Below are 19,104 nucleotides of genomic sequence, written 5' to 3' on the forward strand. Positions count from 1 at the left end.
TCACAGCACGGCGAGAGTCGTCGCTCGCCATCGGCCGTCCAGGCCTTCGAGCCGGATCGCGACGGCCCTCGTCCGCGCCGGTCCCGCGACGACGAGGGTGGCCTCGACGATCCCGTCGGCCGGCGTCGAGCAGTGCGTCGAGACGATCCGATAGACCGGGCGAACCGGAGCGATGCCGCGCGCGCTTCGCGCCCGTGCGGAAAGCCCCGCCCGGGTCACCAGGGTCCGATAGGCGTCGGCCGTGAACCAGCGCGCGAGCTGGTCGACCTCACGGACGCCGGCCAGCACCTCCAGCACACCGTGCGTCAGTCCCTCGAGGAACGGCACGGGGTCAGGCAGGTCCTCGGACGACGTCGGCTGCGGCGCGAAATCCTCGAACGGCGACATATCAGACTCCCCCCGGATCAGATGCCTGCAGTAGAGCACGCCGCCTCCGCCATGGCCGCGGCTCTGCTCGAGGAATGTGGACAACCCGTATGGGTCTGAGCCACCTGCCCCGAACCGCCAGGCATGAAAGCGCTCGTCATCACCGGGGCAGAGCCGGCCTGCTCTGTGGATAACCCGCCGACCGCCCGAGGCCTCCCCTACGCTCGTGCCGTGGACTGGGAGCAGCTGTTCGACGATCTCGAGGACCAGCTCGCCTCCGGCTGGGAGGCCGAGAGGGCGGCTCTCGACGCCGAGTCCGAGCGTCTGCGCTTCTCCCGGCTCGAGCTGCGTGCCCGGCTGGGCGCTCTCGTCCGGGCGCCGGCGCCCCTCGCCGCCACGCTCCACGACGGCACGACCATCACCGGACGTCCGTGCGCGGTGGGCGCAGACTGGGCGGCGCTGGTCCCTGAGGGCGTCCGGGTGAACGTTCTGCTCCCTCTCGACGCCGTGTCGCTGTGGACGCTGGACCATGGCGCTCTGCTCGGCAGCGGGAGCGCCGCCGAGCCGCTCTCACCGCTCCGAGAGCGCCTGACGCTCGGCTTCGTCCTCCGGGACCTCGCGCGACGCCGCACCGGCGTCACGATCAGGACGCGGGCCGGCACGATCCTGTCGGGGACCATTGATCGCGCCGGAGCGGATCATCTCGATCTCGCCCTGCACGACGCCGGAGAGCCGCGCCGAGCCCGCGCCGTCCACGGGTTCCGGATCATCCCGTTCAGCGCGCTGCTCAGCGTCACCGCCGCAGGTGCCTCCGAGCGCCCGTTCGGCTGACCTCCACATCCGTGCCTCCGGTCAACCCTCATGCCGCGTCCTGCTGCGCCGGCGAGTCACGGCCGCGTGCGACGTCCTCCCCACAGTTCCGGAAAGCTCGCAGCGTCGGCCTCGTTCCAGAGCGCGATCAGACGCGCCTCCTCGGTCTGCGCCTCCAGGTACTCCGCGATGCTCGCCTCCTCGATCCGCCACCGGGCGGGGACGCCGAGACGTGCGCCGCGCAGACGCCCCTCCATCACCAGCGCGACCACCTCGTCCACCTCGACGCAGAGCAGCTCCGCGACCTGCGCGGGGGCGAGGTAGCGGGCGATCGGGTCTGTCGCATCGGGCATGTCCCCATTGTCCTCCGATGCCCCGGTGGTCGCGACCCACCTGCTCCCCTGTGGATAACTCACGAGTCTCCGCCCTCGGTCTGTGACGATGGCGAAATGATCTCGTTCCCGCGCCCGCGCCGTCTGTGGGGAGACGTGCGCTTCCTCATCGGCATCGCCCTCATCGTCGCCGCCGTCACCGGAGTCTGGCTGGTCGTCTCCTCGGCACGCCAGACGATGCCGGTCCTGCAGGCGACGCGCACGATCGTCCCCGGCGAGACGATCGGCGGAGCCGTCCGCGTCGTGGAGGTCGCCCTCGGCACGGCAGCCGACGGCTATCTCGCCCCCGATGCTCTTCCCGACGGCATGGTCGCGACCAGGACGATCGAGGACGGCGAGCTCGTCCCCCGCACCGCCGCGGCGCCCGCGGAGTCGAGCCGGGTGACCTCGATCGTCGTCGAGAGCACCACGGCGATCCCCGGCAGCGTCGCCGCCGGCGCCGCGGTGGAGCTCTGGTCGTCCGCGCCCTCGGGAGAGGCCAAAGGCTTCGCCGCCCCGCGGATCCTCCTCGACGAGGCCACCGTCGCCTCTGTCACCCGTGCGGACGGCCTCCTCGCCGGCGGCCACTCCTCGGTCGAACTGGTGGTGGACCGCGCCGAGGTCGGGACCGTTCTCGGCGCCGTGGCCGAAGGCGCGGCGCTCTCGGTGGTACCGCTCAGGGCGCGACCATGATGCGCGTGATCCTTGCCGTCGCCGACGATCGAGCCCTCGCACTGGCGCAGGACCTGCCGCTCGCGGGCGTGGAGGTGGTGGGACGTATCGCTCCCGAATCCCTGGCCGGAGACGATGCGGAGAACGCGTTGACGGCCCTTCCCCTCCGCGGGGTCGACGCCCTCGTCCTCCCCGCCGATCGAGGGCTGTTGGGGGTCGCCCTGCGCGCGGCCTGCGACCGGGCAGGGGTCCGCCTCCTCCTGCTCGGCCGAGGCGATCCGGCCGCCCGGCTCGCCCGCAGAGCCGGTCTGGCCCCTCCTCTCGACCCCGAGTCCAGCGCCTGGGACATCGCGGACGCCCTCGCCGTCCGCCCGTCCGCCACGGAGCCGACGAGGGCTCCGGACTCCGGCTCCATCATCGCCGTCTGGGGGCCGCACGGCGCCCCGGGGCGCACGACGGTGGCGGTCCAGCTCTGCGCCGCGCTCGCCTCCCCGCAGCGGCACGTCGCCCTCGTCGACGCCGACACCCACGCGCCGTCTGCCGCGCTCCTCCTCGGCCTCGGCGAGGACGCCCCCGGCATCGCCGCTGCCTGCCGACGAGCCGACCTCGGGCTGCTCGACGGGGCCGAGCTGAGCCGCCTCGCCATGACCGTCGACAGCGGCGCCGGTCCCATCGACGTGCTCGCCGGGATCAATCGTCCCTCACGCTGGCCCGAGCTCTCCGCCACGCGTCTGGCCGCCGCACTCCTCGCCTGCCGCGACTGGGCAGCCATCACCGTTGTGGACGTCGCCGCGCCGTTGGAGACCGATGAGGAGATGGTGAGCGACATCGCAGTGCCCCGCCGCAACGCCGCGACCCTCACCGCGCTGGAGGCGGCGGACCGCGTGGTCGCCGTCGTCTCGGCCGATCCCCTCGGCGTCGCCCGATTCGTCCGCGATCACGCCGAGCTGCGCGCGCTGGTGGGGAGCACGCCGGTCACGGTCCTGGTGAACCGCCTGCGCTCCGGACCGCTCGGGGTGGACGCACGCCGGCAGATCCGCCGAGCCCTCGCACGCTTCTCCGGTATCGACGACGTCCGCTTCCTGCCGTTCGATCCCCGAGGCGTCGATGCAGCGCTCCTGCACGGACGCCCGGTCTCCGACGCCGCCCCACGATCGGCCTTCGCCGCTGCGGTCGCGCAAGTGGCACCGGCCCTGCTGCCCGCGGACGGATCCGCGAAGACGAGCGGCGCCACGGCCGCCCTCCGCCTCCGCCGCCGAAGGGGGCACAAGGCCGAGAAAGCCGAGCCGATCCGACGACGGAGGGGGATCGCCGCGCGACCCTCCGACACGTCCTGACCGTCGCTACTGCCGGTAACTCGCCAGGAAGTTGCCGAGACGCTCGATGGCCTCCGAGATGACCCGGGGCTCGGGCAGGGTGACGACTCGCAGGTGGTCGGGCGAGGGCCAGTTGAATCCCGTCCCCTGGACCAGCAGGATGTGCTCGGCCACGAGGAGGTCGTAGATGAGCCGCGCATCGTCGTGGATCTCGTGCACGTTCGGATCCAGGCGCGGGAAAGCGTACAACGCTCCAGCCGGCCTGACACAGGAGACGCCGGGGATCGCCTCCAGCCCCTCCCATGCGGCGTCGCGCTGCTGGTGCAGGCGACCACTCGGCGCGATGAGGGCGTCGATCGACTGCACTCCCGAGAGCGCCGCCTGCACCGCATGCTGCGCCGGCACGTTCGGACACAGCCGTGTGGAGGCGAGGAGCGTGATCCCCTCCAGAAAGCCCTTGGCATGGTCTTTGGGCCCGGTGATCACGAGCCACCCCGAACGGTATCCCGCGACCCGGTAGGTCTTCGAGAGACCGTTGAAGGTCAGGCAGAGCAGATCGGGGGCGAGCCTCGCGGTGGGAATGTGCTGCGCGCCGTCGAAGAGGATCCGGTCATAGATCTCGTCGGAGAGGAGAAGCAGGTCGTTCTCACGCGCGATCTGGATCATCCCCTCCAGCACCTCACGCGAGTAGACCGCGCCCGTGGGATTGTTCGGATTGATGATGACGATGGCCTTGGTCCGCGGCGTGACCTTGGCCCGGATGTCCTCGAGGTCCGGGTTCCACCCGTTCTGCTCGTCGCAGAGGTAGTGCACAGGGGTCCCCCCGGCGAGGCTCGTCATCGCGGTCCAGAGCGGATAGTCCGGTGTCGGGATCAACACCTCGTCGCCCTCGTCGAGGAGTGCCTGCATGGTCATGGTGATGAGCTCGGACACACCGTTGCCGAGGAAGACGTCGTCCGGATCGAATGCGGGGAACCCCTCGACCTCCTCATACCGGCTGACCACGGCACGGCGGGCGGAGACGATCCCCTTGCTGTCGCTGTAGCCGTGCGCGGTGGAGAGGGTCGTCAGCATGTCCTGCACGATCTGCTGCGGAGCCTCGAAGCCGAAGATGGCCGGGTTGCCGGTGTTGAGCTTGAGCACCGCATGGCCTTCTGCCTCCAGCCGTGCCGCCTCGGCGAGCGCGTTGCCGCGGATCTCGTAGAGGACGTTCTTGAGCTTGGACGACTGGTCGAAGGATCGGGGAGCCATCGACAAAGAATACCGGCCTGCGGGCGGGCGGATGACCGCTTGCCCCGCGGACGCGCCGCGTGCCGGAGCGATCGAGACGCTCCGGCACCGACAGCGCGCTGCGACTACTTCTTGCGGGCGTTGGCGCGACGCTCAGCGCGGTTGGCCGCGGGAGCCTCACCGTCGACACGCTGGCCGAAGGCGCCACGCGCCACCGGGGCGTCATCCTGCCCCTCGCCCTCCGGCTGAGCCGCACGCGCCGCGGCCTGACGCATCCGGTCCGTGGCGGCCTGCTGCACCTGCCCACGATCGTTGCGCACCTCGACGTCCCCGGCGTCATTGGGCGCCGAGTACTCGAGACGCTGATCAGCGGTGCCGTTCGCGAGACCCTTCGCCTCGACCTCGGCCACGCCCTCATCGTCGGCACGGCGCACTTCGACCTCGAGGTTGTAGAGGAAGCCGACGGTCTCCTCCTTGATCTGACCCATCATGGCCTGGAACATCGAATAGCCCTCGCGCTGGTACTCGACCAGCGGGTCGCGCTGGGCCATGGCTCGCAGGCCGATGCCGTCCTTGAGGTAGTCCATCTCGTACAGGTGGTCCCGCCAGCGACGGTCGAGGACCTGCAGCACGACCCGGCGCTCCAGCTCGCGGGTCGCGGCCTCGCCGAGCGCCGCCTCGCGCTTCTCATAGGCGACCATCGCGTCGGAGATGAGCTCGCGCCTGAGCCCCTCCGCCGTGATGCCGCCCTTGCGCCCACCCGCCTCGGCGACGACCTCGTCGATCGTCACGTCCACGGGGTACAGCGTCTTCAGCTCGGTCCAGAGGCTGTCGAAGTCCCAGCTCTCCGTGTGCCCCTCACGGGTGTGGTCGTCGACCACGGCGGTGATCGCATCCTCGATGAAGTGCTTCACGCGGTCCGCGATGTCATCGCCCTGGAGGATGTGGCGACGATCGGTGTAGATCGCCTCGCGCTGACGGTTGAGGACGTCGTCGTACTTCAGGACGTTCTTGCGCATCTCGGCGTTGCGCGCCTCGACCTGGCTCTGGGCGCTGCGGATCGCGCGGGTGACCAGGCCGGACTCGATCGGCTGATCGTCCGGGAAGTTGGAGCGGGCCAGGATCGCCTCGGCCGCGCCGGACTGGAACAGGCGCATGAGGTCGTCGGTGAGGCTGAGGTAGAAACGGCTCTCCCCCGGGTCACCCTGACGACCGGAGCGGCCGCGCAGCTGATTGTCGATGCGGCGAGACTCGTGGCGCTCGGTGCCGAGCACGTAGAGTCCTCCGGCCTCGGCGACCTTGGCGCCTTCCTCGGCGACCTTCGCCTTCATCGCCTCATAGGCGTCGTCCCACGCGGCCTCGTACTCCTCCGGCGTCTCGACCGGATCGAGACCCTTCGCCTTGAGCTCCTGCACGGCGAGGAACTCCGCGTTGCCTCCGAGCATGATGTCGGTGCCTCGGCCGGCCATGTTCGTGGCGACCGTGACAGCGCCGAGACGTCCGGCGCGAGCGACGATCTCCGCCTCGCGCGCATGGTTCTTCGCGTTCAGGACCTCATGCCTGACGCCCTTCTTGGCGAGGAGACGGGAGAGGTACTCGCTCTTCTCGACGCTCACGGTGCCGACCAGGATCGGCTGCCCGTTCGCGTGGCGCTCGGCGATGTCCTCGACGACCTGGGCGAACTTCGCCGTCTCGTTCTTGTACACGAGGTCGGGGTTGTCCTTGCGGACCATCGGCTTGTTGGTCGGGATCTGCACGACGCCGAGCTTGTAGGTCGACATGAACTCCGCCGCCTCGGTGTCCGCCGTGCCGGTCATGCCGGCGAGCTTGTCGTAGAGGCGGAAGTAGTTCTGCAGGGTGACGGTGGCGAGAGTCTGGTTCTCTGCCTTGACCGGGACGTTCTCCTTGGCCTCGATCGCCTGGTGGATGCCCTCGTTGTAACGCCGTCCGACGAGGATGCGACCGGTGTGCTCGTCCACGATCATGACCTCGTCGTTCATCACGACGTAGTCGGTGTCACGTTTGAAGAGGGCGAGCGCCTTGATCGAGTTGTTGAGGAAGGAGATGAGGGGCGTGTTCGCGGACTCGTAGAGGTTGTCGATGCCGAGGTAGTCCTCGACCTTCTCGATGCCGGGCTCGAGCACGCCGACCGTGCGCTTCTTCTCGTCGACCTCGTAGTCCTCGCCGGGCTCGAGCGTGCGTGCGATCTTCGCGAACTCGGTGAACCAGCGGTTCGCCTCGCCTGAGGCCGGACCGGAGATGATCAGCGGGGTGCGGGCCTCGTCGATGAGGATCGAGTCGACCTCGTCCACGATCGCGAAGAAGTGACCCCGCTGCACGAGGTCCTCCTGTCGCCAGGCCATGTTGTCGCGCAGGTAGTCGAAGCCGAACTCGTTGTTCGTGCCGTAGGTGATGTCGGCGGCGTACTGCTCTCGGCGTGTCTCGGGCGTCTGGCCGGAGACGATGACGCCGGTGGTCATGCCCAGCGCGCGGTAGACGCGCCCCATGAGCTCTGACTGGTACCCCGCGAGGAAGTCGTTCACCGTGACGACGTGGACGCCCGCGCCCGCGATCGCGTTGAGGTAGCTCGGGAAGGTCGCGACGAGCGTCTTGCCCTCACCGGTCTTCATCTCGGCGATGTTGCCGCCGTGCAGGGCGGCGCCGCCCATGATCTGCACGTCGTAGGCGCGCATGCCGAGAGTCCGCTTGGCCGCCTCGCGAACGGCGGCGAAGGCCTCGGGCATGAGCTGATCGAGCGTCTCGCCCTTCTCGTGCCGCGCACGCAGCAGCCCGGTCTCGCCTCGCAGGTCCTCGTCGCTGAGCTTCTCGAAGTCCTCTTCCAGCGCGTTGACGGCCTTGACGACCTGGTTGAGGCGGCGGAGCGTCCGCCCCTCGCCGGCGCGCAGCAGCTTCTCAAGAGGATTCGCCACGGATGTCTTCTCCCTGTCGGTGGTGGGTGCCGGCACGTCGCGCGGGACAGCGGGGTGCGCACCGGCATGCAAAGTCATGTTACCGGCCCGTGACCTGCGCGTCGCCTGCACGGCGCACAACCGATCCCCGCGGGGGCGTCGGCGACGTCCGACCGTCGCAAGGGGGGCCTGCGCCCCTCCTCTCGCCGCGTCCATATACTCGGAAACAGATACCGGGAAAGGGGTCGTCGATGTCGGTGCGGCAGAGCCTCCTCGCCATCCTCCGTCAAGGCCCGTGCTACGGCTACCAGCTGCGTGCGGAGTTCGACCGGCGCACGGGCTCCGTCTGGCCGCTCAACGTCGGGCAGATCTACAACACCCTGGAGCGTCTGGAACGCGACGGGATGGTGGCCCGCGACGACGTCGACGACCAGGGCCACGTCTACTGGCGGATCACGGCGGCCGGCTCCGCGGAGGCGGACGCCTGGCTCTCCTCTCCCCTCGCTCGGGAGCAGCCGGCACGGGACGAGCTCGCGATCAAGCTCGCCCTCGCCACGACGCTCCCCGGAGCCGACGCCGCCGCGCTCGTCGCGGCCCAGCGCGCCGCCACCGAACGGCGCCTCGACGCCCTCCCGCCCGCGACGCCGGAGCCGGGAGCCGACCCTGCGACGATCGCATCGGCGATCGTCGCAGGGTCGCAGCGAGCCGCCGCCGAAGGCGAGCTGCGCTGGCTGGACGAGGTCGAGCGGATGCTGAGCGAGTCACGACCATCCCCGCTGGCTCTCGTGACGGAGCGACCCCGTCGCGGTCGCCCCGCCGGCGCCTCCCGCCATTGACCTCTGGCGGGGGCTGCACTCAGCGCGTCTTGATCGCGCAGAGCGTAGCCCAGTCCCAGCGCGCGCATGGGCGAGGGCCGTAGGATCGGACCATGGCCGGCTTCTGGGGCAGACGCAAACGTGAGCAAGAGGCGCTCGACGCGCAGGACGCCGATCTGGCGCGCCGCGCCGAGCAGGCGCTCGTCGCGGCGGACGAGCGCATTCGCACCGCAGGCGACGAGCTCGCCTTCGCGAGCGCCGAACTGGGCGAGTCCCTCACCGCCGACTTCCGAAAGGCGCTCCAGGCGGTCCAGACCCACATGCGCGAGGCCTTCCAGCTGCACCAGCTGAACCACGACGAGATCCCGGACACTCCCGAGGAGCTGCGTACCCGCAACGCGCGGATCATGCAGCTGTGCGAATGGGCCGAGGAGCTGATCGACGAGAAGTCTGCCGCCCTCGCCGACGCCGTCTCCCGTGTGCGCCGTGCCCCGGAGGTGACCGTGCAGGTCCGCGCCGACGCCGACGCCCTGGAGCTGCGGCTGCCGCAGGCGAGGGAGACCATCGCGCGTCTCGCCGGCCGGTACTCCGAGGCGGCGATGCAGCGGATCGTCCGCAGCGCCGACGAGGCGGAGCAGCTCCTGACCTTCGCCCGTCACGGGGCGGACGTCTCGGAACGTCGCCGGGCCGCGAAGCAGAACGAGGAGGCCGTGCTCGCCCTCGAGACCGCGACGGAGGCGACCCGTCGTGCCGGCGTCCTGCTCGACGCCGTGGAGGACTTCGAGATCGAGGCGCTGCGGGCCGAATCCACGCTCGCCGAGGTCGTGCTCGACTCGCGCGGAGACCTCGCGGCCGCACGCGGCGCGGACACGACGCCCGCGGTGCGCAGCGCGATGGCCGACCTCGAGCAGACGCTCGTGTCCCTGGCGCCTGCCGGCACGCCGACCGATCCGTTCGAGGAGCTCAGCCGCCTCCGGGCCGCGAACACCGCCCTGGACAAGGCGGTCGCCGAGGCCCGGTACCGCGCCGAGAATCCCCTGCCGACCGTCCAGCAGGTGCAGCACGCGATCGACGACGCCGACCGGCAGCTCGGCGTGGCCCGCGGGCTCATCGCCGGTCACCGCGGCTGGATCGGCGCCGACGCCCGCACTCGCCTGGCCGAGGCCGAGCGCCTGCGCGTCGACCTTCCGTCGATGGTCGCTCCCGAGGACACTCGTGAGCAGGCGCTCGCGACGGCCCGTCGCGTCGCACAGCTCGCGTCCGAGGCCTTGCAGCTCGCCCAGCACGACATCGACTCCTCACGCCCGGACCAGGGATGGGGCGGTCCCCAGGGCGGCGGGGGACGCGGCATGGGCGGTGGCGACATCGTCAGCGGTGTGCTCGGCGGGCTTGTGATCGGCAGCATCCTGGACGGCATCTTCGACTGAGCCCGACCACCACGACTGAGCCCTGGAGAGACGGGGCGACCCGCGGCTTCGGCGCCGGGTCGCCCCCTCTCTCTCATCGAAGCGTCAGGACGCGAGCTCCTCTGCCGGCGGCGCCTGGGTCTCGAGCGAGATCACGCCGTAGTCCCAGCCCTTGCGCCGGTACACGACGCTGGGATGGTCGGTGCGGACGTCGACGAAGAGGAAGAAGTCGTGTCCGACCAGCTCCATCCGGTCGACCGCCTCCTCGACCGTCATCCACTCGGCGTCGAAGTTCTTGGTGCGGATGACGACCGGCGAGTACTCCTCCTCGCCCTCGTCGGCGAGCGGGATCTCGCCCGTCGCCACCGCACGGAGGACGTCGGCCGAGACCGGGGCGACATCGATGCCCGAGAGCTCACCCCTTCCCTTCTCGAAGTGCGCACCACGCGGATGGTTGCGACCGTCGACCCGCTTGCCCTTCGCGCGACGCAGCTGCTCGATGAGCTTGTCCACCGCCATGTCGAGAGCGGCGAACTTGTCTCCGTCGCGCGCCTCGGCTCGGATGACGGGGCCGCGACCGACGAGGGTGAGCTCCACCGTCTCGTCCTCGACGCGCCCGTTCCGATAGGACCGATGGGTGACCTTGACGTCGAGGCGCTGCGCTCTCGTGGCGAGTGCCTCGATGCGCGCGGTCTTCTCCTCGACAACCGTCCGGAATCGATCGCTGATGCTCACTCCGACACCCACGATGTTCGTTTCCATCCTTGACCTCCTTGTTCCGGTCCTCCCGGCCAAGGGCGGACCGTGGTCGCCTTGTGACCCCCTACCGTAGTCGGCCGCACGCTCGCTGTCATCACTGAATCAGCTGAATGGCCTGTGTGTCCGCGCACCCGGTCCGGAGGGCGGCCCCCGCCGCCGGCGGATCCCGCGGCGTGACGGCCAGGACGGCGCATCCGACGACGACGAAGCCAGCCTCCTCCAGCGCCCGCGCGGCCTCATCGAGCGTGGCTCCTGTCGTCGCCACATCGTCGACGAGCAGCACCCGGCACCCCTGCCCCGCCATGGTCGCACGGAGGCTGCCCGCCACGTTGCGTCGCCGCGCCCGGCGGCCGAGTCCCCTCTGATCCGCGACGGCGCGACGGGGGACGAGCGCCCGGAGCACCCTGGCCCCCGTACCCGTGGCGAGAAGCTCGGGAACTCGGTATCCGCGACGCCGGAACGCCGCACGCGACGTGGGCACCGGCACCAGCGCCTCGATCTCGGTCGACCCCGCCGCCGCCCGCCGCACCGCCTCCCGGAACGGGGGAGCAAGCATCCGGAGGAGCGCCGTCCGACCGCCCTCCTTGACCGCACGGATCATGTGCGCCGCGACGCCGTCGAAGGCCAGGCCGCCCTCGACCGCCCTCCCGTCTGGCGTCCGCTGCCGCACGGGGACGGGGCGGAGTCCCTCTGCGCACCGTGCGCAGAGGGACTCCCCCGGAACGTCGCATCCGCCGCATTCCTGGGCGAGGACCAGGGCGACAGCCTCGGAGAGGGCGGCGCGGAGTGTTCCTCTCCGAGGACGGACACACGGCCGGGGCGGGGGCGACATGCTCCGATCCTCCCGGCACGCTCAGCGCAGGAGACGCGCTCCTCCGGAAGCGGTGGAGAACCCGTCGAGCATCCCTCCGGTGCAGGCGGCTCCGCCTCAGAAGCCATCGATCTGCGTTGCGAGCACCCTGACGCCGCTCGTCTCGACGCGCCAGGTCGGCCCGCTCTGGATACGGAGATCGCCGTTCTCGTCGAGCAGCCGGAGAGTCGACGCCGGCGTCATCGGGGAGAGCGCGCGGACGTCGTCAGGGACATCAGCGTTGGTCATGGTCCCGCCGACCGTCTGCTTCACCAGGCGGATGTCGCCGTTCACGTCGACGAGGACTCCGACCGTCAGCTCGTCGAGCCAGGCGAGCCCGATCGGCGTTCCTGGCAGCCCGCCGATCGTCTGCGACGCCCCGAGAGCCATGGGGACGTTGCGGTCGTCACGCCGCACGCCGGCGACGACGATGCGCTGATGGGAGCCGACCGTCACCGCCGCCGCGACGCGTGCGCCGTCGCGGCTGACCGCCAACGCGCCGATCGACGTCGCATCGGCGAACCCGGAGACCGGATGCGAGACGACAGAGGTGCTCCAGGCCGTGACGGCGGCCGGGCTTGCGGCGGGGACGGTCCAGACGTAGCCGAACGGGTCGAAGGTCGGCGCGAGGAGTCCTGGCCGCGCGTCCAGCTCGTCGATGCCGCCCTCGCCGACGACATAGGCGACGCCGTTCTCCCCCTGGACGGCGGCGTGCCTGGCGCCGTCGCCGACCACGATCGACCGGATCGGCTGCGAGAAACGCAGGACGTCGGCTGAGAGGGAGCCCACCGGCGTGAGCTCGCCGCCGGCCAGATGACCGAAGCCGGCCTCGGTGAGGACGAGCGGACGCGTGTCCGCGGCGGTCGGCGCGAGGGATACCAGTCCCGCTTCCAGCGGCCGCCCGCCCACGGTGAGCCGCACCTCGGTCACATCGAGCTTGGCGAGGCTGGACTCCAGCTGGGTCCGCATCCGTGCGAGGGCGAGCGGATCGACACCGAGCGCCGAGGAGGTCAGGTCGACCTCGGCGATCTGCGCGTTGACCGTGACCGCGTCCCTGGCGAGCTCGACCTCGCCGGTGAAGGCGGTGCGGACGGCCTCGGCGAGCCAGGGGCTCGGCCGACCGGAGACCAGGGACTGGACGATCCGGGTCGCCGTGTTCTTGCGCTTCGGGAACCAGCGGACGTCCTGGACGCCGTAGGTCCATGACGGATCGAAGAAGGTGAGCGGATAAGGGCTGAAGACGTCCTGCGCCTCGAAGACCTGCTCGGCCAGCAGCACGCCGTCCGGCGCCGCCGCGATCCGCCACTGACCGCCGGCGCCCTTCGTGAGACGGTAGCTGAGCTCCGCCGCGCCGGCGGTGCCGTCCACCGGCGCATAGGCGCCCTGGTCGTCGACGCTCGCGGTCTGCCGGAAGCCGAGGCGCAGGAGGACGCCGTCCTCCGCGCTCTCCCCGCTCTGTGCCGTGAGGGTGCGATCCCTCTCCCCGGAGTCGATCGTGACGCTGGCCTGCGGCTTCCATCGCTCGTTCAGCTCCGGCGTCAGGAACTGGCGCGCGATCGCCCAGTTGTCGGCCGGACTGGAGGCGGCCTCGAGGAAGCCGCGGACGATGCGCTCCGGGTCCGCGTCCTTGATCGGCCCGGAGGGCAGGTAGGTGACGTCCGCGTCGTCGCTGCGACGGTCGGCGTTGTGACCGGGGCGGACGTCGCCGCTGGTGGGAAGCGAGGCGCACCCGGCGAGGCTCAGCAACACGGCCACCACGGTCAGGCCACGAAGGACACGGCGCATGCTCATTCCCGCTCTCCTCGGTCCTGGTCCGCCGCGGGCTCGTCCGGGAGCGGCCTGGACGCGGTCGCGAGGGGGATCGGCTCGGTCGCGGCGCCGATGTCGGCGAGCGCCTCCTGCGGTTCGAGCGGCACGGGGGACGCTCCGGACATCCCCCCGTCGTCGCGGGGCAGCGTGAGGACGAAGTTGGTGCCGACTCCCACCTGCGACCACACCCCGAGCGTCCCGCCGTGAAGCCGCGCGTCGCCGAGCGCGATCGACAGGCCGAGACCGGTCCCCCCGATCGTCCGACGCCGTGACGGGTCGGCGCGCCAGAATCGGTCGAACACACGCTCGGCGTCCGCCGGCGCCATGCCCATCCCCGCGTCGTGCACGCCCACCGCGACGGCGTGCTGATTGCTGTCGACAGTGACGACGATCGGATTCCCCTCGCCGTGCTCGATGGCGTTGCCGAGGAGGTTGCGGAGGATGCGCCGCACGCGTCGGGGATCCATCTCCACCGGAGTGTGTCCCCCGGGCGCGACGAACCGCAGCTCCGTGTCGTGGTTCGCAGCGAGCGGCGTCATCTCCTCCACGAGCTCCTCCGCGAGATGGGCGAGGCTCGTCGCCTCCTTCTCCAGCTGCACCGAGCCGGCGTCGTATCGACTGATCTCCAGGAGGTCGGCCAGCAGCGTGTCGAAGCGCTCCACCTGTGCGTGCAGCAGCTCGGCCGCCCGAGCGGTGGCGGGGTCGAAGGCCTCGCGCCGGTCGTTGAGCATCTCGGCGGCGAGCCGGATCGTCGTCAGCGGCGTGCGCAGCTCATGCGAGACGTCAGAGACGAACCGCTGCTGCACCATCGACAGCTCTCCGAGCTCCTTGATCTGAGCCTCGATGCTGTCCGCCATCGCGTTGAAGGACCGGCCGAGCGTCGCCAGCTCGTCCTCGCCCCGGATCGGAAGACGAATCTCGAGGTCGCCCTCGGCGAAGCGGGCGCTGGTCTCCGACGCCTCGACGATCGGCAGCACCACCGAGCGCACGGCGAACCAGGCGATGACCCCGATGATGCCGACCAGGATCGTGCCTGCCACCCAGAGGCTGCTCTGGACGAGCAGGAGGGTCTGCTCCGTGTCCGCGAGGTCGTAAGCGATGTAGAGCCCGTACGCACCGGCTTCCGGGATCGTGATCTGATGGCCGACGACGAGTCCGGCGTGCTGCCGCCCGTCGGACTCGGTGATCGCGAACGGCTGCCACCACTGCTGTTCGGGGCTGTCCGAGACCCGCTTGACGAGCTGATCGGACAGGAGGTCCTTGGACAGTCCGCCCAGGAAGAAGTCCGACGGCGCCACGTCCGAGGGCGAGTCGTCGATCCGGAAGGTGGCGATCATGGTCGAGGACGACACGCTTCCCAGCGCGTTGCGCATCAGCCGCTGCAACGCGGCTCTGTCCCCTTGCACCTCCGCCGAGGCGAGGGTCTTCTGAACGTCCGTCACCGCGCGCTGCGCATCGTCGAGGGCCTGGTCCTTGCGCGCCTCCCAGAGGTTGTTCTGGATCGCGAGGGCCATCGCCCCGCAGGTGACGAGGATCGCGACCGACGTGAGCGCGAGTGTGGCCAGCAACGTCCGAAAGCGGAGGGAGCGACGCCACAACGCCGCGAACGAGGCGGGCCACCCCCGCCAGTCGCGTACGAGCGCGGCGCGCGGGGCGACGGAGGCGAGGGGCGGCACGGCGTCTAGCCTGCGCTCCCGGCCCGATAGCCGACGCCGCGCACGGTCGTGACGATCCGCGGGTTGTCCGGATCGAGCTCGACCTTGGCCCTCAGGCGCTGCACATGCACATTCACCAGCCGAGTGTCGGCCTTGTAGTGGTATCCCCAGACCTGCTCCAGGAGCATCTCGCGCGAGAACACCTGCTGCGGCTTGGAGGCCAGGGCGACGAGAAGCTGGAACTCGAGGGGGGTGAGGGCGATGGGGTCCGCGCCCCGACGCACCTCATGCGCGTCGACGTCGATCACGAGGTCGACGATCCGCAGCGCTTCGGTCGTCGACTGCGGCGTCGGACGCAGACGCGTGCGGATCCTCGCCACCAGCTCCTTCGGGTTGAAGGGCTTGACGATGTAGTCGTCGGCGCCGACCTCGAGGCCGCGCACGACGTCGGCGGTGTCGCTGCGGGCCGTGAGCATGATGATCGGAACGCCGGACTCCGAGCGGATCCTGGTGCAGATCTCGATGCCGTCCATGCCGGGGAGCATGAGGTCCAGCAGCACGAGGTCGGGGCGCTGTGCACGCCACTCCTCGACGGCCTTCGCCCCGTCTGCGCAGAAGACGGGCTCGAAGCCCTCGGTGCGCAGGACGATGCCGATCATCTCGGCGAGGGCGGTGTCGTCATCGACCACGAGGATGCGTGAGGTCATGGGCCTGGATCGTCTTTCTTTCACGCGCGGGCGCGGGCGAGCCCCGGCCTTCGCGTCGGGACCAGCGTACTTCACGCACACGGAGAGGCCGCGGAGGCGGGCGACGCGCCGTCGATCAGACCGCCCAGGCACCTGTCCGAAACCGCAGGACCACGCTCTCGGCGCATGTGACACGATGGAGCAACGACACGGACCGTCGGAGGAGCACGTGAGCGGATCGACCTGGACCCCTGCCCCGCGCCCGGGGCTCATCCCCCTGCACCCCCTGGGCTTCGGCACGATCCTCGGGAAGTCCTTCGCCGCCCTGAGACAGAACCCGCGCGTTCTGTTCGGGTTCGCCGTGGTGGTGCAGATCGCCGTCGTCCTCCTCACCGCGCTGATCATGGGCGCGGTCACGGTCGCCGCCTTCTCGCGCGTGCTCACGCTCCGACCCGGCTCCGAGGAGTACACCACGCTGATGATCGGCTCGGCCGGCATCGTGGCCGTCGTGGGCCTGGTCGTGGGCCTTGGGTCGGTCGCCTTCACCGCCCTCGTGCAGGGGGTCGTCGCCGCCGACGTCGCCGAGGCGGTGCTCGGCGAGAAGGCGACTCTGCGCACGCTCTGGGCCAGGGTGCGCCCCGTGGCCTGGCGCCTGATCGGCTACGCCGCGCTCGTGATGGGGGCCGTCTTCGTCCTCCTCCTCGTGATCGGCCTCGTGGCTGTGGGGGGAATCGGGGCGCTCGGCGGCTTCCAGAGGCCGGCGATGATCATCGGCGCGGTGGTCGCCTTCCTCGCCTTCCTCGGCGTCATCCCGCTCCTGCTCTGGCTGGGGACGAAGCTGCAGCTCGTGCCCTCCGTCCTCGTGCTCGAGCACGAGACGGTGCGCGGCGCGATGGTCCGATCGTGGCGCCTGACTCGTGGACGATTCTGGGTCGCGTTCGGGGTGATGGTCCTGATCAGCGTCATCATGAGCGTGGCCGCGCAGGTGGTCAGCACGCCGCTCACCATGCTCGCCTCGATCCTCGTGCCCGTCGTGGCCCCGACCGGGGAGAACCCGGCGTCGGCAGTGATCGCGACTCTGCTGACGACCCTGCTCGCGCAGACGCTGACGATCGTGATCGGCGCGGTCTCGACGGTCGTGCAGTCCACCGGCTCCGCCCTCGTCTACCTCGACTGCCGGATGCGCCACGAGGGGCTGGACCAGGATCTGCTGGCCGCGGTGGAGCGTCGTCATGCCGGGCTCGGCCATGGCGCCGATCCGTTCGCGGTGGATCCCGCCCGCGCCGTGACCCGCGAATACCGTCCTCTCGCTCGCACGGTCTGGGATGCTCCGCCCGCCCCGCCGTATCCCTCTCCCGCCACGGGGCACCCTGCGACCCCCGTCTTCCCCCCGGCACACGGACAGCCGGCCACGGGCGGCTACGGCACGTACGCGCCCGCCGTTCCTCCTGCCGCGCCGCCGCCCGCTCCTGCCGCGGCGCCGCCCGTCGGCGACGACCTCGGCGAACACCCCGATCGGCGATGGACGGCACCGGGATCGGGCCCAGGGAGCGCATGACCGGCTCGTTCGGAGGGACGATCCCGCTGATCCCCGACGGCGACGAGGCGCGGCGGTGGGCAGAGCAGGAGCTGGCCAAGACGGAGTACGCGGAGGCCAGGCCGACGCTGTTCGACCAGTGGGCGCGCGCGATCGCCGACTTCGTCGCCGGCCTCTTCGATCCGCGCGCCGCCGCCGGATTCGGTCCGCTCGGGTTGATCCTCGTCTGCGTGATCGTGGTCGCCGTCCTCGTGGTCGTGCTGATCCTCTGGGGAAGGCCTCGCCGCTCTCGCACGCAGCGCATACCGGTCGACCTGCTCGGCAGCGACGACGGACGGACCGCCGCCCAGCTACGCGCGGACGCCGAACGCCACGCGAGGTCGGGCGAGTGGGACGAGGCGATCGTCCTGCGTTATCGAGCGATCGCCCGCTCGTTGTGGGAGCGAGACCTCATCTCTCCCGTGCCAGGGGCCACCGCGCAGCGCATCGCCCACGACGGCGGGCTCGCGCTCCCCCCGCTCGCCTCCGCCCTGGTTCGTGCTGCGGCCGCCTTCGACGACGTGCGCTACCTGCGCCATCCCGGCTCCGCGGAGCGCTATCGCGAGCTCGCGGAGACCGATGCACGCACGCAGGCCGCACGGCTGGACCCGGTGCCCGTATGAGCGACGCGCACAAGGGCGGCGCTCGCCCGGGCACGCACGCCACGACGTCCGTCGGCGACGCCTCCCCTTACCCGTCACGCGGCGCAGAGCCGACGTTCGTGCGTGCGCCGGGCCGCGGACGGCGCGCGATCGCCTGGCTCGCGATCGCCCTGGCGCTGTGCGGACTCGCTCTCGTGGGCCTGCAGGTCGCGGTGTCGACGCCGGCGATCCGCGGCGGCCTGGACCCCGAGGGCAGAGGTCCCGCCGGCGCGCAGGCGCTGGCCCAGCTGCTCCGTCAGCAGGGCGTCGAGGTGACCGTCGTCCGCGACCGTACCGCGGCGACCGCCCTGCTCGACGCCGACACGACGCTCGTGACGACCGAGCCGTTCGCCCTGAGCGACGGAGCCGTGGACGACCTGCTGGAGGACGCCCGCTCCGCCGTCGTGCTCTCCCCCGGCTCGCGCACCCTGCGCCTCCTCGACATCGGCGAGTACTCGGGGAACGGCTCGGGGACGACGGAGCCGGGCTGCCCGCTCCCGGAGCTCGCCCACGTCGGCGACATCGCGACGGGGACCCTCTACTCCCCTGCCGTCGGCGTCACGGGCTGCTTCGAGAGCGGTGACGGCGCGGCCGTGCTCTTCTCGGAGACGGACGGCGAGCGCCGCACGGTGTTCGACGGCGCCCGGCTGCTGTCCAACGAGCATCTGGCGGAGAACGGCAACGCCGCGCTGGGCCTCGCGCTTCTCGGCCAGCACGGGAAGGTCCTCTGGTACGTCCCGTCGTTCGAGGACACGGACCAGGAGGGGGCCGACCCGGAGGCCACGCTGTCGTCGCTGACGCCGACCTGGGTGACCCCGGCGATCGTGCTGCTGTTCGTCGCGGCGATCGTCGCGGCGATCTGGCGCGGACGACGCCTCGGCCCGCTCGTGGCGGAGTCGCTGCCGGTCATGGTCCGCGCATCGGAGACCATGCAGGGTCGCGCCCGGCTCACGGCGAAGGCCGCCGACGCACGGCACGCCGGTGCCGCGCTGCGCGAGGGCACCGCGGCACGGCTCGCCGCTCGCCTCGGCCTGGCCCCTGGGACCGTCCCCGAGACGGTGGCCGACGCCTCCGCCGACCGGGTCAGGGCCTCCCGCGACTCCGTCCGTGACCTGCTGGCGGGCCCGTTGCCCGCCAGCGACATCGAGCTCATCGCGTTCGCGCGTCGGCTCGCCGCGCTCGAGACCGCGGTCGACGACGTCGACCGCACCGAAAGGAGCACACCGTGACCGA

At 71.1% G+C, this 19,104-nt stretch carries 17 protein-coding genes; 8 read left to right on the forward strand and 9 right to left on the reverse strand.

Going from position 1 to position 19,104, the window contains the following annotated elements:
* Positions 1-387, reverse strand: coding sequence for an Rv3235 family protein (locus ACP15J_RS04035; protein ID WP_424935344.1), 387 nt, complete (start codon positions 385-387; stop codon positions 1-3).
* A gap of 210 nt (positions 388-597) precedes the next feature.
* On the opposite strand from ACP15J_RS04035, the gene ACP15J_RS04040 reads away from it, so the two are divergent.
* Complete coding sequence (locus ACP15J_RS04040) at positions 598-1,197, forward strand: hypothetical protein (RefSeq protein WP_424935343.1); 600 nt, start codon at positions 598-600, stop codon at positions 1,195-1,197.
* 56 nt (positions 1,198-1,253) lie between these two features.
* Here the strand turns inward: ACP15J_RS04040 and ACP15J_RS04045 are convergent, their stop codons facing one another.
* Complete coding sequence (locus ACP15J_RS04045) at positions 1,254-1,529, reverse strand: helix-turn-helix domain-containing protein (protein ID WP_424935342.1); 276 nt, start codon at positions 1,527-1,529, stop codon at positions 1,254-1,256.
* Positions 1,530-1,625: 96 nt separating this feature from the next.
* On the opposite strand from ACP15J_RS04045, the gene ACP15J_RS04050 reads away from it, so the two are divergent.
* Positions 1,626-2,240 carry a hypothetical protein gene (locus ACP15J_RS04050; protein WP_424935341.1) on the forward strand — a complete coding sequence of 205 codons (615 nt, stop codon included), beginning with the start codon at positions 1,626-1,628 and terminating at the stop codon, positions 2,238-2,240.
* Complete coding sequence (locus tag ACP15J_RS04055; protein ID WP_424980883.1) at positions 2,240-3,556, forward strand: AAA family ATPase; 1,317 nt, start codon at positions 2,240-2,242, stop codon at positions 3,554-3,556. Before ACP15J_RS04050 ends, ACP15J_RS04055 begins: the two co-directional genes overlap by 1 nt.
* 6 nt (positions 3,557-3,562) lie before the next feature.
* On the opposite strand, the gene ACP15J_RS04060 is transcribed toward ACP15J_RS04055, so the two are convergent.
* Positions 3,563-4,786, reverse strand: coding sequence for a pyridoxal phosphate-dependent aminotransferase (locus ACP15J_RS04060; RefSeq protein ID WP_424935339.1), 1,224 nt, complete (start codon positions 4,784-4,786; stop codon positions 3,563-3,565).
* A gap of 104 nt (positions 4,787-4,890) precedes the next feature.
* Positions 4,891-7,695, reverse strand: a complete 2,805-nt coding sequence (gene secA / locus ACP15J_RS04065; RefSeq protein ID WP_424935338.1) for a preprotein translocase subunit SecA — start codon at positions 7,693-7,695, stop codon at positions 4,891-4,893.
* Positions 7,696-7,925: 230 nt separating this feature from the next.
* Here secA and ACP15J_RS04070 point away from each other — a divergent pair, with 230 nt between their 5' ends.
* Together ACP15J_RS04070 and ACP15J_RS04075 are read left to right on the forward strand one after the other, a co-directional pair.
* The gene (locus ACP15J_RS04070; protein WP_424935337.1) at positions 7,926-8,510 is read left to right on the forward strand and encodes a PadR family transcriptional regulator; all 585 of its coding nucleotides are present in this window, start codon (positions 7,926-7,928) and stop codon (positions 8,508-8,510) included.
* Between the two features lie 92 nt (positions 8,511-8,602).
* On the forward strand, positions 8,603-9,916 hold the full coding sequence (locus ACP15J_RS04075) for a hypothetical protein (protein WP_424935336.1): 1,314 nt from the start codon (positions 8,603-8,605) through the stop codon (positions 9,914-9,916).
* A gap of 84 nt (positions 9,917-10,000) precedes the next feature.
* Here ACP15J_RS04075 and hpf read toward each other — a convergent pair whose 3' ends face one another.
* The 5 genes from hpf to mtrA form a co-directional block, all read right to left on the reverse strand.
* Positions 10,001-10,657, reverse strand: a complete 657-nt coding sequence (gene hpf, locus ACP15J_RS04080) for a ribosome hibernation-promoting factor, HPF/YfiA family (protein WP_424935335.1) — start codon at positions 10,655-10,657, stop codon at positions 10,001-10,003.
* Positions 10,658-10,748: 91 nt separating this feature from the next.
* Positions 10,749-11,486, reverse strand: coding sequence for a ComF family protein (locus ACP15J_RS04085; RefSeq protein ID WP_424935334.1), 738 nt, complete (start codon positions 11,484-11,486; stop codon positions 10,749-10,751).
* A gap of 96 nt (positions 11,487-11,582) precedes the next feature.
* Positions 11,583-13,295, reverse strand: a complete 1,713-nt coding sequence (locus ACP15J_RS04090) for a GerMN domain-containing protein (protein ID WP_424935333.1) — start codon at positions 13,293-13,295, stop codon at positions 11,583-11,585.
* Positions 13,292-14,989 carry an MtrAB system histidine kinase MtrB gene (mtrB, locus tag ACP15J_RS04095; protein ID WP_424935332.1) on the reverse strand — a complete coding sequence of 566 codons (1,698 nt, stop codon included), beginning with the start codon at positions 14,987-14,989 and terminating at the stop codon, positions 13,292-13,294. The genes ACP15J_RS04090 and mtrB overlap by 4 nt, the downstream gene beginning before the upstream one ends.
* A gap of 5 nt (positions 14,990-14,994) precedes the next feature.
* Positions 14,995-15,675, reverse strand: coding sequence for an MtrAB system response regulator MtrA (mtrA, locus tag ACP15J_RS04100; RefSeq protein ID WP_424935331.1), 681 nt, complete (start codon positions 15,673-15,675; stop codon positions 14,995-14,997).
* Positions 15,676-15,883: 208 nt separating this feature from the next.
* Here mtrA and ACP15J_RS04105 point away from each other — a divergent pair, with 208 nt between their 5' ends.
* From ACP15J_RS04105 to ACP15J_RS04115, 3 genes are read left to right on the forward strand one after another with little or no spacing between them, the layout of a single operon-like run.
* On the forward strand, positions 15,884-17,212 hold the full coding sequence (locus tag ACP15J_RS04105; RefSeq protein ID WP_424935330.1) for a hypothetical protein: 1,329 nt from the start codon (positions 15,884-15,886) through the stop codon (positions 17,210-17,212).
* A complete protein-coding gene (locus ACP15J_RS04110; RefSeq protein ID WP_424935329.1) occupies positions 17,209-17,853 on the forward strand; it encodes a DUF4129 domain-containing protein in 645 nt (214 codons plus the stop codon). The genes ACP15J_RS04105 and ACP15J_RS04110 overlap by 4 nt, the downstream gene beginning before the upstream one ends.
* A complete protein-coding gene (locus tag ACP15J_RS04115) occupies positions 17,850-19,100 on the forward strand; it encodes a DUF4350 domain-containing protein (protein ID WP_424935328.1) in 1,251 nt (416 codons plus the stop codon). The genes ACP15J_RS04110 and ACP15J_RS04115 overlap by 4 nt, the downstream gene beginning before the upstream one ends.
* Positions 19,101-19,104 lie beyond the last annotated feature (4 nt).

The organism is Microbacterium sp. S308A+ (assembly GCF_049800815.1).
Classification (GTDB): domain Bacteria; phylum Actinomycetota; class Actinomycetes; order Actinomycetales; family Microbacteriaceae; genus Microbacterium.